The organism is Bacillus sp. NMCC46 (assembly GCF_002998465.1).
In the GTDB taxonomy this organism is placed as follows: Bacteria; Bacillota; Bacilli; order Bacillales; family Bacillaceae; genus Bacillus.
In genome coordinates, this window is sequence record NZ_PVQZ01000001.1 from 345,879 (window position 1) to 360,348 (window position 14,470).

14 protein-coding genes are annotated in these 14,470 nt (G+C 42.3%); all 14 read right to left on the reverse strand.

The features are described 5' to 3' along the window. Window positions 1-127 precede the first annotated feature (127 nt). On the reverse strand, window positions 128-397 hold the full coding sequence (gene rpsO / locus C6Y01_RS01735; RefSeq protein WP_008354438.1) for a 30S ribosomal protein S15: 270 nt from the start codon (window positions 395-397) through the stop codon (window positions 128-130). A 140-nt stretch (window positions 398-537) separates the two neighbouring features. Beyond that, window positions 538-1,503: a bifunctional riboflavin kinase/FAD synthetase gene (ribF, locus tag C6Y01_RS01740; protein WP_034662277.1), complete on the reverse strand. Its 966-nt coding sequence runs from the start codon at window positions 1,501-1,503 to the stop codon at window positions 538-540. A gap of 18 nt (window positions 1,504-1,521) precedes the next feature. After that, entirely contained in the window at window positions 1,522-2,451 is a 930-nt protein-coding gene (truB, locus tag C6Y01_RS01745; RefSeq protein WP_066030895.1) for a tRNA pseudouridine(55) synthase TruB, read from the reverse strand. A 68-nt stretch (window positions 2,452-2,519) separates the two neighbouring features. Continuing rightward, complete coding sequence (gene rbfA / locus C6Y01_RS01750; protein WP_007499525.1) at window positions 2,520-2,870, reverse strand: 30S ribosome-binding factor RbfA; 351 nt, start codon at window positions 2,868-2,870, stop codon at window positions 2,520-2,522. A gap of 17 nt (window positions 2,871-2,887) precedes the next feature. Next, window positions 2,888-3,166, reverse strand: coding sequence for a DUF503 domain-containing protein (locus tag C6Y01_RS01755; RefSeq protein WP_012009994.1), 279 nt, complete (start codon window positions 3,164-3,166; stop codon window positions 2,888-2,890). Further along, the gene (gene infB / locus C6Y01_RS01760; RefSeq protein WP_066030896.1) at window positions 3,163-5,283 is read right to left on the reverse strand and encodes a translation initiation factor IF-2; all 2,121 of its coding nucleotides are present in this window, start codon (window positions 5,281-5,283) and stop codon (window positions 3,163-3,165) included. The genes C6Y01_RS01755 and infB overlap by 4 nt, the downstream gene beginning before the upstream one ends. 19 nt (window positions 5,284-5,302) lie before the next feature. After that, window positions 5,303-5,605, reverse strand: coding sequence for a YlxQ family RNA-binding protein (locus C6Y01_RS01765; protein WP_034662287.1), 303 nt, complete (start codon window positions 5,603-5,605; stop codon window positions 5,303-5,305). Beyond that, window positions 5,592-5,882, reverse strand: a complete 291-nt coding sequence (gene rnpM / locus C6Y01_RS01770) for an RNase P modulator RnpM (RefSeq protein WP_034662290.1) — start codon at window positions 5,880-5,882, stop codon at window positions 5,592-5,594. Before rnpM ends, C6Y01_RS01765 begins: the two co-directional genes overlap by 14 nt. Window positions 5,883-5,897: 15 nt before the next feature. Further along, window positions 5,898-7,013 carry a transcription termination factor NusA gene (gene nusA, locus C6Y01_RS01775; RefSeq protein ID WP_007499530.1) on the reverse strand — a complete coding sequence of 372 codons (1,116 nt, stop codon included), beginning with the start codon at window positions 7,011-7,013 and terminating at the stop codon, window positions 5,898-5,900. Window positions 7,014-7,045: 32 nt separating this feature from the next. Then, window positions 7,046-7,519: a ribosome maturation factor RimP gene (gene rimP / locus C6Y01_RS01780; RefSeq protein WP_003211398.1), complete on the reverse strand. Its 474-nt coding sequence runs from the start codon at window positions 7,517-7,519 to the stop codon at window positions 7,046-7,048. A gap of 241 nt (window positions 7,520-7,760) precedes the next feature. Then, a complete protein-coding gene (locus C6Y01_RS01785; protein ID WP_034662293.1) occupies window positions 7,761-8,891 on the reverse strand; it encodes a glycoside hydrolase 5 family protein in 1,131 nt (376 codons plus the stop codon). 18 nt (window positions 8,892-8,909) lie between these two features. Continuing rightward, entirely contained in the window at window positions 8,910-10,139 is a 1,230-nt protein-coding gene (locus C6Y01_RS01790) for an endo-1,4-beta-xylanase (RefSeq protein ID WP_034662295.1), read from the reverse strand. Window positions 10,140-10,223: 84 nt separating this feature from the next. Continuing rightward, window positions 10,224-12,329 carry a glycoside hydrolase family 48 protein gene (locus C6Y01_RS01795; RefSeq protein WP_034662298.1) on the reverse strand — a complete coding sequence of 702 codons (2,106 nt, stop codon included), beginning with the start codon at window positions 12,327-12,329 and terminating at the stop codon, window positions 10,224-10,226. 30 nt (window positions 12,330-12,359) lie between these two features. Further along, window positions 12,360-14,210 carry a glycoside hydrolase family 9 protein gene (locus tag C6Y01_RS01800; RefSeq protein WP_034662300.1) on the reverse strand — a complete coding sequence of 617 codons (1,851 nt, stop codon included), beginning with the start codon at window positions 14,208-14,210 and terminating at the stop codon, window positions 12,360-12,362. Between the last annotated feature and the right edge of the window lie 260 nt (window positions 14,211-14,470).

Below are 14,470 nucleotides of genomic sequence, written 5' to 3' on the forward strand. Positions count from 1 at the left end.
AAAATGATTTTCACATATCAATGTGAAAGGTGTATGTAGAAGGGTTTTTGCCATTCTTTCAACATTTTAACCATAAAATATTAGTGATTATACGATAAAAAAGCGGGAATCCTCCCGCTTTTTACGATTATCGACGTAAGCCTAGTTTGTTAATTAACTCACGGTAACGAGTTACGTCTTTATTACGTAGATACGTAAGAAGATTACGACGTCTACCTACCATTTTCAAAAGACCGCGACGTGAGTGGTGATCTTTCTTATGAGTACGTAAATGCTCGTTCAAGTTGTTAATTGATTCTGTTAGGACAGCGATCTGAACTTCTGGAGATCCAGTATCAGATTCGTGTGTTTTGAACTCATTAATTAATTGAGTTTTACGCTCTTGAGTAATAGCCATCCTGTTTCACCTCCAAATCATGTTAGCCCCATCTACCTCGCAACCGTCGGTGAAGTCGGCCTGCCAAGTAAGTGGTTTTAAAGCTACAGGAATAATCATACTAAAAATATGCTGAATTTGCAAATGGTAGAGCTGTTTTTCTATGAATTTTTTGTTTGCCTTAGCTGATCTTGAAAAAACTGAATCGCTTCTTCTTTATCTTGACTGATTTGAGCCGTTAACTCCTGGATTCCGTTAAATTTTTGTTCACTGCGAATGCGTTTGAACCACTGTAATTTAATCGGTTCACCATATATTTCTTCGTTAAAATCAAAGAGGTTTACTTCAATGGCAGGCTGATCAGGGCGCTTTTCATAAAAGGTTGGTTTATAGCCAACGTTACAAACACCGTCATACACTTTGCCTTTGACTTCTGCTCTTACTGCATAAACCCCTGTTGGCGGAATAATGTATTCAGCAGATAAACCGACATTTGCAGTCGGAAAGCCGATCGTCCGTCCTCGCTTATCTCCATGAATGACAATACCGCGCAGCTGATAAGGTTTTCCTAAAAGCTCACTCACATATTCAACATCCCCATTTTTCAATGCGGAACGTATGAGTGTAGAGCTGACTTTACGGTCTTGATTGGACAACTTAGGAACGATGGTGGCCGTGATACGCCCTTTTCCGTACTCATCGAATGTTTCCATTGTGCCTGCACCAAAACGGCCAAACGTAAAATCAAAACCGGCTACTGCGTGCTTCACATTCAGCTCATCCAAATATTGATCCACAAACTCTTGAGGAGACAGCGCTGCAAAGCTTTCGCTGAATTGCACAATGTATAAATAGTCAGCGCCCAGCTGTTCGATGAAATCAATCTTATCCTCAAGCGGTGTAATTAAGTCCTTTGGTTCACGTGCTTTTTGCAAAACATGTGATGGATGCGGATGAAAGGTCATGACTGCTAAAGCCAATCCTTCTTTTCTCGCAATGCTTTTCGCTGCGTCAATAACTTTTTGATGTCCGAGGTGAACACCGTCAAAATACCCTAAAGCCATAACAGAAGGGTCTTGATCCTTTTGATTCAATGTATGTGGGTGTGAAATATGTATAGTCTTCACGAGATGGTCACCTTTTCTTTAAGATTGCTTGTCCTGAGATAAGATCTTCGCCGGCTTCATCAGATTCTGTTTGGTCGGGTGCTTCATATATATCGCCATACAGCGACCTGAAGGAGCAAAGACAGCGACACGATCTTCCTCTGCGAAATGAGCGAATTCATCAGGCATTGGCAGGACTGCACCGTTTTCCACTTTACTTGCTAATGTATCATTTATCTCCCATTTCGGCAAATGATTGAGCGCGCGCTCGATCGGGACAAGGTGCTCATCTACTGCTCCTTCCTCGCTTATATTTCGGAGCTCATCAAGGGTGATGCATTCATCTAGTGTAAAATCACCTGACCCTGTGCGAATGAGATGTGACATATGGGCTGGAAACCCTAGTTTCTTTCCAATATCAACCGCTAAGGTTCTGACATACGTTCCTTTTGAGCATAAAACGGTGAATCTAAATGATACCTTCCCATTCTCAAATAAAGCAGGTGTTGTCCGCTCGATACGGTGAATCGTAATTTCACGGCTCGGCCGCTCAATTTCAATGCCTTCTCTTGCATATTCATAGAGTTTTTTTCCGCCAATTTTCACAGCAGAAAACATGGGAGGAATTTGTTCAATGGTTCCTTGAAACTGTTTCAGCACAGCATCAATTTCTTCTTCTGAGATGGGTTTTTGCACCTTTTCTTCTTCTACGATCTCACCTGTTTGGTCTTCTGTTGTTGTAGAAAAGCCAATCGTGATTTCTGCATCATACGTTTTCGATTTATCTGTTAAGTATTCGACAATCTTCGTTGCTCTTCCGATACAAATGGGCAGAACACCTGATACCTCCGGGTCGAGAGTGCCTGTATGTCCGACTTTTTTTGTATGCAAGATCTTTCTCACTTTGAACACACAGTCGTGAGAGGTCATTCCTCTTTCTTTATGTAATAAAAGAACACCATTTATCATCTGCGTTCTCTCCTTTCATAAACGATGAAAAAGGACAGACGATCATCGCCTATCCTTATTTCAACGTCTTATTCATGATCTTTTGTGTTTAGTTCAGCAATCAGGCTTTCAATTCGATTTCCATAATCTACGGATTCATCGAATTCAAAGTGCAGTTCTGGTGTTTTGCGAAGTCTAATTCGATTGCCAATTTCAGAGCGGATATACCCTTTAGCCTTTGCAAGGCCTTTTAAGGTTTCCTCTCTTTTTTTCTCGTCACCGAGAACAGAAATGTAAACTTTCGCAATTTGCAAATCACCGGATACTTCAACATCGGTTACAGTCAAAAAGCCAATTCTTGGATCTTTTAGCTTTCTGCCTAGGATGTCACCTAATTCTTTTTTCATCTGCTCACCCACGCGGGTTGCTCTCATACTCATGATCTTATCACCTCTAATTAAAACCACTCAGTTTTCGTGATCGTTCGTTCAATTTCAGGAAAAGAATCAATAAAGCTTAAAACACGCTGCAATTCCTTTTCCACTTGAACCCGAGAGGAGGAAATCACGGCGATTCCAATTGATGTACGCTGCCATGTGTCCTGGTAATCCATTTCAGCCATGGTTACATTGAATTTATGGCGCGTTCTTGTCAATATACGTTGAAGAACCGCACGTTTTTCCTTCAGTGAGGAGGCATCATAGATGATGCACTCACATTCGGTATAACCGATCATTTTCTTTCGATTTCTTGCATAACGAATGATTCCATGACATCACCTTCACGGATATCATTGTACTTCTTAATGGTAATACCACATTCATAGCCTTGTGAAACTTCTTTCACGTCATCTTTGAATCGTTTTAATACGTCGACTTCGCCTTCAAATATAACGACGCCGTCACGGATTAAGCGGATACCACTATCTCTTGTAATGGTTCCTTCAGTGACATAGCCACCAGCAATTGTACCGATTTTAGAAACTTTGAACGTTTGACGAACTTCAACTTGACCGATGACTTTTTCTTCATATTCAGGGTCAAGCATCCCTTTCATCGCAGCTTCAATTTCATCGATGACTTTATAAATAATGCGGTGTAAGCGGATATCTACGTTTTCTGTTTCAGCTGTGCTCTTCGCATTTCCATCAGGACGTACGTTAAATCCGATCACGATCGCATTAGAAGCACTTGCTAAAATAATATCAGATTCTGTAATCGCTCCAACACCCGTATGGATGATTTTCACTTTTACGCCTTCTACTTCAATTTTTTGAAGAGCGGCCGTCAGTGCTTCAGCAGAACCTTGTACGTCTGCTTTCACGATCAAGTTGATATCTTTCACTTCACCTTGTTTGATTTGCTCAAATAGGTCATCTAGAGATAATTTTGCTTTGTCTGAACGCTGTTCATCAAGCTGTTTCGAAGCACGCGCCTCACCCACTTGACGAGCTGTTTTTTCGTCTTTGAATACGAGGAACTGATCCCCTGCATTCGGTACATCATTTAAACCAGTGATTTCAACAGGTGTAGATGGTCCTGCTGTTTTCACGCGGCGTCCGATGTCATTAACCATTGCACGAACGCGGCCAAATGTATTTCCGACAACGATTGGGTCACCTACATGAAGTGTACCAGTTTGAACAAGAAGGGTTGCAACAGATCCTCTTCCTTTATCAAGTTCAGCCTCGATGACAGTCCCTTTTGCCGCACGATTTGGGTTGGCTTTCAGTTCTCCTACTTCGCTGACAAGAAGGATCATTTCGATCAATTCGTCAATGCCTTCACCTGTTTTTGCAGATAGAGGAACGAAGATCGTTTCGCCGCCCCAAGCTTCTGGTACTAAACCATGCTCCGTTAATTCCTGCATCACACGGTCAGGGTTCGCTGTTGGTTTGTCAATTTTGTTGACAGCGACAATGATTGGCACTTCTGCCGCTTTCGCATGGTTAATGGCTTCAATCGTTTGCGGCATCACGCCATCATCTGCTGCCACGACCAGAATTGTCGTATCTGTTACCTCAGCACCACGTGCACGCATCGTTGTAAATGCTGCGTGTCCAGGTGTATCAAGGAACGTGATTTTCTTGCCGTTTTCTTCAATTTGGTAAGCACCGATATGCTGCGTGATTCCACCAGCTTCGCCTTCGACGACTTTCGTCTTACGAATGCTGTCAAGAAGCGTTGTTTTCCCGTGGTCAACGTGTCCCATGATCGTCACAACTGGAGGGCGTACTTGCATATCTTCTTCTTTATCTTCAACTTCATACTTTTCAAGTTCAGTTTCTTCTAAAATAATGACTTCCTCTACTGGAACGCCATATTCAGAAGCGATTAATTCAACTGTATCTTTATCCAGCTCTTGGTTAATGGTTGCCATAACACCAAGCATCATCAGCTTTTTGATAATTTCAGCTGTTTCTTTTCCAAGCTCTTCAGCCAGCTGGCCGACTGTCATTGAATTTGTAAATTCAATTTTTTCAGGAAGCTCTTTCTTAGGCTTCACAGGTCTAGCTTGCTGATGCTGCGGTTTGTTATTCCCACCGCGTTTATTTTTGTTTTTGTTTTGGTTGTTGTTTTTTTTGTTTTTATTAAATTGATTATTCTGCACGTCATTCTTCTTTCTATCATTGTTTTTGTTAGATGATTGTTTTTTTTGTTCTGCGGGTTTCTCGTTAGCTGTCTCTTTTGCTTTGGCTTTTTTATAGATAGCGTCTAGCTTTTTCACAGTGTCGTCTTCAAGCGTCGCCATGTGGTTGTTCACTTCCACGTTCATATCCTTAAGCGCTGCTATAATATCTTTACTTGAAACATCTATGGCTTTTGCGTATTCATATACTCTCACTTTAGCCATTCGTTCACCCCCAAATAAATTAATCGAGCAAGCTTATCAGCTTCTTAGCGAAGCCTTGGTCAGTGACAGCGACAACTACGCGAGCTTCTTTCCCAATAGAACGTCCGAGAACGGAACGGTCTTCAACTTTTCTAACCGGAACATTATAAAATTTGCATTTATCAGATACCTTTTTCTCTGTGTTCGATGAGGCATCTGCTGCAAGAAGAACCAGCTTAGCACGCGCATGTCTAATTTCTTTGATCACAAGATCTTCTCCTGACACGACTTTACGAGCTCGATTTGCTAGACCAAGCAAAGGATACCATTCAGATTGAGTCATTTGGTTTTTTCACCTTTTCAGCTAGTTCTAGTAATTCTTCAAATATGTGTTCGTCAATCTGTGTCTGAAATTGCTGCTGTAAACTGCGTTTGTTCTTTGCCGCAAGAATGGTTTCTTTATCGAGAGAAAGGTAAGCTCCGCGTCCGTTCATTTTTCCGGTTGCGTCAACAGACACTTCACCTTCTTTAGAACGAACAACACGGATCAGTTCTTTCTTTGGTTTCATTTCTCCCGTCACGACACATTTTCTAAGCGGGATTTTTTTTCGGCTATTCACCTTTTACATCACCTCTTATTCGTCAGATTCCTCAGCTACTGGTTCAGCCTCTAAGAAAAGAGATTCAGAGTCTTCAGTTCTTGGGAAAATACCGAGTTCCCTTGCATCTGTTTCGCTTTTAATGTCAATTTTCCAGCTAGTCAGCTTTGCTGCAAGACGAGCATTTTGACCTCTTTTACCAATGGCTAACGACAGCTGATAATCAGGGACAATAACTGTTGTCGCCTTATCTTCTTCATTTACAATGACATCAAGTACTTTTGATGGACTTAATGCATTGGCAACAAATTCAACCGGGTCATTAGACCAATGGACAATGTCAATTTTTTCGCCTTTTAGCTCGTTGACAATTGCTTGTACACGCTGACCTTTTGGTCCAACACAAGAACCAACTGGGTCAACATCAGGATCATCTGTACGAACAGATATTTTAGAACGGTCCCCAGCTTCTCTAGCAACCGATTTAAGCTCTACAGTACCATCATAAATTTCTGGCACTTCAATTTCAAATAAACGCTTTAAAAGACCTGGATGTGTTCTAGACACATAAATTTGTGGTCCTTTTGTTGTTTTTTCGACTTTTGTAATAAACACCTTAATGCGGTCATGTGGTTTGTAGTCCTCATTTGGCATTTGTTCGTTGACCGGAAGAAGGGCTTCGATTTTGCCAAGTGACACGTAAATGAATTTACTGTCAATTCGCTGAACGATTCCCGTCATAATGTCTTCCTCGCGATCGATAAACTCAGTGTAGATCACACCTCGCTCTGCTTCTCTCACTCGCTGCGTCACCACTTGTTTCGCAGTCTGAGCTGCAATGCGTCCGAAGTCTTTTGGCGTGACTTCAATTTCAACGACGTCACCTACCATGTAATTCGGGTTGATATTGGCTGCATCATCTACAGAGATTTCAAGGCGAGAATCATACACTTCATCTACAACATCTTTTCTTGCAAATACGCGAATCGTTCCCGTTTCGCGGTTTAAATCAACACGAACATTTTGTGCTTGATTAAAGTTACGCTTATATGCAGAAATGAGTGCAGCTTCTATCGCTTCAATAATAATTTCTTTACTAATACCCTTCTCTTTCTCAAGAACAGTCAGGGCATCTAACAACTCACTACTCATTTTTATGGTTCCCCCTTATATCAATGAAAAGGTTAATTGAACGAAACTGCTAATCTTGCGTTAGCTATTTTTTCGTATGGAATATTGATCTCTTTCTTTCTTGTCTTGATCTTCACTGTCACTGTTGCAATCTCACCATCAAAGCTTGTAAGCTCACCTTCAAATGCTTTTTCACCATCAATTGGTTCATATGTTTTCATGAAAACATTTTTTCCAAGTGCTTTTTCAAAATCAGCTTTTTTCTTTAATGGGCGCTCCGCTCCAGGAGAGGACACTTCAAGAAAGTAGTTTTGGCTAATCGGATCTGCCTCATCAAGCTTTTCGCTCAAGGCTTCGCTCACTTTGGCACATTCTTCGATATCGACACCTTTATCAGAGTCAATAAACACGCGAAGGAACCAGTTTTGACCCTCTTTGACAAATTCAACATCAACGAGTTCAAGCTGTAAGCCATCTAAAATTGGCTGCACCATTTCGCTTACGACATCCACTACTTTTTTGCTCATTCTCTTCCTCCTTGTGCTTTCGATAAACGCTCTTATCAATCATTCTGCATAAAAACCCTGCTTTATGTGAGCAGGGGGAGCAGAAAACGGATGAATAATGTCGAGACAAAAATTGCCTGTTCAATACAAAAGAGCGGGTTTCCCCACTCTTGTCTCGGTAATCGTTAGCATTTCCATAAAAACTATACCATATCCAATTTTTTTATGCAAATGAAGTTCCTTATTCAGCAGGCATTCGTCATCAGTTCTTTTCGTTCATTCTTTTCGCATGTTCACTGATAAGTGCTGCCTCTCTGCTCCCCTTTATGATGCGGAAACCGTCATAATCCGGATAGAGCGAATCATCGTCCTGAATACTTGTTAAAATCCAAAATTGACTGCCAGCTCCTCCGAGCCGCTCAACCGCTGACAGCCAGCTTTGATATACGTCAGGACGCGCTGATTGATTTTGAACGCCAAACTCTTCTAACACAACTGGTTTTCCGATTGACTTCCCGCGGGTGATATGGTCTTCGATCCATTTCACTCCCCAAGCAGCTGACTTGTTCCAGTGATCTGGGTACAGATGATAGGTTCCATAATCGATATTAGAGAGAGCCGTCAAACGGTCCCAATCGACGCCTTCTCCGCCTCCATAAAACCAGTCTTCATGTTCTGGTATGCGAAAGAACCCTTCATCTCCTACTGCAACTAGATGGTGACGATCCAGCGATTTGATCCACGTACTCATTTCATCTGCCCATTTGACTAGTATATTTCCCGTTGGATCTGACTGCACACGCGGCTCATTGGCTAATTCCCAAGTCATAATAGCTGGATCGTCCTTATATTGAACACCTGTGTACGTATTGGTTCTTTCTAATACATAGCGCACATAATTTTTGTAAGCTTTTTGTATACGAGGATCTGTATAAAAGGCATCATGCGATCCTGCCTCGAACCACTTTACGTATTGATTCATCCCGCCAAAATCATCCCAATTGTTCACTAGTGGGATGACAAGTTTTATTCCTTCCTGTCCCGCTTTATAAATCGCATAATCTAGTTTTTGAAAACCCGATTCTTCATAGACCCCTGGACTAGATTGTAAGACTGAGTTTTCTTGAGGGGCCCCATCGTGAAATCCCCAAATACGTATGACCTTTAAATTCATTGCTTTCATATCATCGAACACAGCATCTACCATCTTTTTAGATTTGTAATGGAAATAGTAATTATTTGTGCCAGCGAAGTAAAATGGTTGATTGTTCAGCGTAAATTGTGTACCAGACGTCTGTACATAAGAGGCGGCCTTAATCGTAAGTGAAAACCAGCCGGCCCATATAGCGGCCACAAGTATGAAGCAAGACACTCTTTGAGTCCATTTCTTCATTTAAATTCCCCTCACAATCTAGCCTTCTTCAGGTACGATCACATCTAGCCGAAGCGGTGTTTGTTCATTTGAATCAAGTTCAATTGTCTGTTGTTTTAACAGTTTACTTTCTTTACCGATTCGAATCTCATATGTCCCGTGAAATGCTCGACATGTCACATTGCCATTAGCATCTGTTTTTTCAACTCTTTGTGTCGTCCACTCATTTAGAAGCTTTTCGTAACGTCGGCCTGCTTCATTTAAAGACCAATCATAATTCACGATGGCCGCATGCTCACCTCTCCAATGGGCACCTGCCCAAAATCCCCACATTAGCACTCCTTTTACGGCTGGATGACTAAATGCGACGCGATATAAAGCCTCTAGGTTATCCGCTCTTCTATTAGCGTCAGGGTGAACAGAATCGTACTCTGTAACCCATATAGGAAGACCAAGCTCAGCAAGCACATCGAGCCTCTCTTTTACAACGACTGGATCGACCCGTTCTTCAAAATGTCCTTGAACACCAATCGCCTCAATAGGTGCGCCTAACTGACGCAGTTCATTGATATGCGCTTTATAAGCGTGGTGCTCACCATATGAGATCACATTATAATCATTCACAAACAATAGTGCTTGAGGGTCAATTTTTTTCGTTTCTTCATACATCCACTTCCAAATATTTTTCCCGAAGCGATCTTTAAAAAATGAACCATGCATCATTTCATTGTTTACATCCCAATGACGGAATCTCCCTTTAAAATGATTACCCGCATGCTCAAGCCGGTTTTTCATCGATTCATACACTTCGTGATTCGGTAGTGACCTCAGCCAGCTTGGATTCGCATCCTCTACCTCCCAAAATAAAGCGTGCCCTCTCACTGGAAGTTGATGTTTATCTGCAAAATTCAGCATCGCATCTGCTTTTTCGTAAGTGATTTTCCCTCTTTCAGGCTCATTCGCATACCATTTTGCCTCATTTTCAAAAACAGCCCAATTAAAATACTTCACAAAAAAATCGGCATATTGTTGATTAAACAACACTTGGTCATTCATCGCTGAACCAAATGCGAATTCATGCCTATTTTGCTTAATCTCAACCTCTATACCTGCTATTGGCTTTTTTTCGTGATTTGTGACATTTATTTCAAGATCTCTTTGTCTATGCTCTGAAATTCGATCATTCGCCTCTTTTTTCCACATCAGATTTATCTGCCCATTTTCGCCCTTGTTTAATGATTGATGAAGAAAACTTCTTTCTTTGACCATGTAAAAACACCCTTATCTTCACTGGATTTATATTTCCTAATCAAACTGCCGGCTCAAAGAAACCGGCAGCTTAAATTTGACCTGCTAGTTGATGAGACGATGATATTCAGCGTAGGCAGTGGCCATATCCACTTGAGACCAGAAACGGTGATAGGTGAAAACCGGTGCCCCATTCTCCCATTTGCCTGTTGCTTCATTAAATGAAGACTGATATTTACTCTCGAGTGAAGACCATGCTGGATCTTGTTTAATGTTCGGACGAAGATCAGCAAAACTCGTATAGACCCCATTACCTCCTCGCTGCGGATCAGAAGGAATAGTGCTGGCTCCAGGAATCTGATTCCCTTGACCAAATGTCCCGTTCCAACCATTTGGGAAATACACTTCTTTTTTAAAGAAGCGGTCATAGTCCTCTCTTTCTTCTTCTGTTACAATGCCCACGCCATCATTGTAATTCCACGCAACCTCAAGGAGCTGTGCGGCAGCATCTTTCGCTCTGACACCAAGCGCTGTATAATCTCCTGTTTCTAGCTTAGTGGCAGCAGCAAAGAAAGTTAAAGCCTTGACTAGACTCCCTAGTACGCCCGTATCCTGAGTTGGATCTTTTGTTACAGCTGTTAAGTTTGGATTTCCTGTTGCAGACTGGAACCCATTCCAAGTGTCAGGCTGTCCGCTCCAAGCAATATTTCCAGGAAGCCAAAACTCGCCAGGTGCACTCGTTGTAGCAACAGCAGCATTTGTTCCTCCTAGAATTCTTTGTCCTTGGTCATCTAAGAAATAACCCTCTTCATCCGACACAGGACGGCTGCCGATAAAAATGTAATCTAATGCATAGTCGACCCATTTTGTGATGCAAGATTTGGCCATTTGGACATTTTCAGATGTTTTGTCTCCGTCTTTCACAAAAATGTAATAAAGCTCTGCTACGCGCTCCATCGGCCATGCCTGCATCCCAAACCAGTTATTAGAAGGCGGGTCAAGATAAACAGGTGCATCCTCATATGCCATATCGTAAAAAGTACTTCTTCCCGCCGGATAAGCACTATAGTCTCCATTCCAGCTATTGGTTGCACCTCCTGCAATCGCTCCCTCTTTAGATTGAAGCCATACATAAAATTCAAGCTGCCTTTTTAATGTTTTTTCCCAATCGCTTGCACCAGTAGCGGAAGATGGCTTTAAGCCTCCTTTGTCTGAGGATAAAGCATAAGCGGCGACAGGGTTTTGATACCCTTGGTGACAATGGCTAGCTCCAATACGCCATGACCAGTTGGCATGGTCGCCAAGTCCTCCGCCCCAAGAGGTATACCACGCCATTAAGTAATGACAGGCACCCTTTCCGTTTCCAGGGTACGGATTCCCCTGTTTGCCGCTTCCAATCGTTTGAAAATATTTATCGTACATACCGTAACGAAGAAAATCCCCCATTTTTTTCGCTTTATCAAGATAGGCTGACTCATTATAGCCGAGTTCCTTCGCCCAATACATCACTTGTATTGCACGCGCATCAGCATCCGTCGCATTGGTATAGCGCCACTGAGCAGCTGGTGCTTGATTTTCTTTTGTGAACAAGCTCATAAAGCCTTCATTCGGCTTTCCAAAAGATTTATCATCTTGTGAAGGATGAGGGATGGCCTCCCATACGGATTCCTGTGGACCACGCTGGAATGTGTTCACATATGCAGCTGTATGTGATGGGTTGAGCAAGTTTCCATATTTATACCAGTTATCGACATCAAGCAGCCAGTGCATTAAATACGTTTCATTCGTTCCATAGGTTGATTTCAATTCACCATCAATCGGATCTTGACCCGCAGGACGAGCACCGCTTAACTGGCTAGGGTATTGATCCGGGTATGGTTTTTCTGCTGCGTATGTGGCTGGGCTAGAAGGGTTGTAGGCGCTCATATGCGGCTGCTCATCATTTCCATCTTCATTTACTGGAATGATGTACTTCTCCATATTGTCCCAGGCTGCCTCTAATTTGCTCCAATCTCCTGTGTAATGTCCGTACAACACCTCAAGCCACAGCCAATAGCTATACGCTTCTGACGTTGTCATATGCCCGTAATCAGGCGCTTCGCAAATGAGCGTCTCGATTGAATGATACGGAATTCCTTCTGGTGAAAAATATCCATTCGCATCACTTTTAATTTGATGATAAAGCGTTAAAAACCGTTCTTTGTTTGACAAGTTCTTCACCCTTTCAATAAATCTTGATTTTTATTTGTCTGGAAGTGCACCAAATACCAAAGCACCATCATCAAAAACAGGAATCCTCGCTGTTTTTTGCATATTGGGAGTTAAGCCTTGAAAGGAATAATCATTTGAGGCATCCCATATATTTGCCCCATTTGGTGCAGATAATCGAAATTGTATTTCCTTCTTATGCTCTGATTCTCCTCCAGGAAAAATAGCTACGCCCGTAAAATCAATTTCTGCATAATATACGTGGGCTGATGCGTCATATACCTTCAGCGGAGATAAGGAAGCGCCTTCATTGTAGGCTGCTGTCACTTGAATATCTTTTTCAGTGAATCCCTTTGCAAAGACCTCACTTAGATTGACATAATATCTAAAGGACAGCGTTTGACTGCTTCTTGCCGGCCAGCCGGACCGATTGTATAGAACCGCCTTCACCTGAGTTGATGTTGTATCGTTATTCATCAGAGCTGCCTCTACAAAAAACTCATCCTGAGCCTGTTCTTTAGGCGGGAAATTTGGAAGCTTAGATTGCCCCTTTCCAAACAGCTGCACCATTTTGGCTATATTTCCAGTAAAGGCGGCATTATAGTCCGTCGCCACCTCGTTTGATACATAATCAGAGATGTCATCGTCATATTGATCCTGTGCATTAGGCCCACCAACAAGCGCTCCATAAAGAGTGTGCCGATGATACGGAGGATTTGTCAGCTGGTTAGACCATGAGCCATGTGCAGTTCGATGGTGTGGATGCTTCGGCGGGTTCTGGCCAAACCCAACGACATAGCTTCTATTTAGCGGATTATCACCTAGCATATAGTGAGTTTGCTTGATCGCAAACGTTTGATATCGATTCTTTTTTTCTTCATCTGAAACCCAATCAGCATAGACAAAGGCTAAAAATGCTGCATTTGCTGTATAACGAAGCGATCCCCATTGATCTAGCCATGCCAAACCGCCAGGCGTATAAGTGATTCTTTCGACTTTTCCATTTTGAACAAGACCTGTGGTCCAGTAATCGAGGTTACGCTCTGTCGATTCTATAAATCTATTCTCCTTCGTGATTCTTGCGAGTAAGATTTGTGAAGCGAAGAAAGTATTGTCCCATGACATGGTAAACGTATAATCCCAATCCTTTGGCCATTCTTCTACTGCTTTTAGTGCTTGATTTAAATAGGTCTCTTCATTTGTTGCCAAGTACAGCCAGATTCCGCCCCAAATGAGTTCATCAATATAGCCGCTCCAGGAGTTGTAAAACGGCTGAGCGTTTGTGACACAATCTGTATACTCGCCGCGATACCTGTCAGCAAATGCATAAAGCTGTTTCGCGTGGGTCAGAAGCTTTGCTGCATAAGGGGCATCTGTCTCTTTAAAAATGATAGAACCCGCTGCTAAAGCTGCAGCAGTTTGTGCGGCTACTTCTGTTCCTGGACAATTTTCATCAATTTTAAAAGCTGGCCGGCTCATCGGCATCACTTCTGCCGGTCCCCACCAAGCATGATCAGCGTTCCCATCACCTACCTGCGCCCAAAACTCGTTCGGACCTGTATGTGCTTTCAAAAAATAATCCGTTGCCCACCTGATTTGATCGAGGATGTCATCAAGCAGTTCTGCCTCTTCATAGGCTTCTCGGTATTCATATACTGTCCATGCAAGCACAGCTGCTGAGTAGGCCATCGGAAGCCCAAATTTCACATGATCACCTGCGTCATACCAGCCGCCAGTTAAATCATGCCCTACATCCTTCCCGTCCTCTAGTCCAGAATCTCCCCGCCAGTTGAGACGGCTGCTTTCGGGAAGCTTTCCAGACCGCTGCGCTTCATAAAACAACAAGGATTTTTGAAGAACCTCTACATAATTATAAGATGCCATTTCCGTATGACTCACTCCTTCTTTTTAGTCAAACATGAATAGACAAGCCACCTCCTTTTATTCAGAACGTGATTTGAACAGTTTTGAAAAGAATCAAATACGTTTCAAAAATAAGCATAGTAAACAGCAATCAGCTTTACGCTCATCGAAGGTTTTTTCTCTTGATTCTTTTTGTGACTGTACCCAGAATGATCATATGTCGCATGAGAACATTTCAGACGGCGAAATTCTCTTTTTTGCTCTATTTGGGTAGAAAGAAT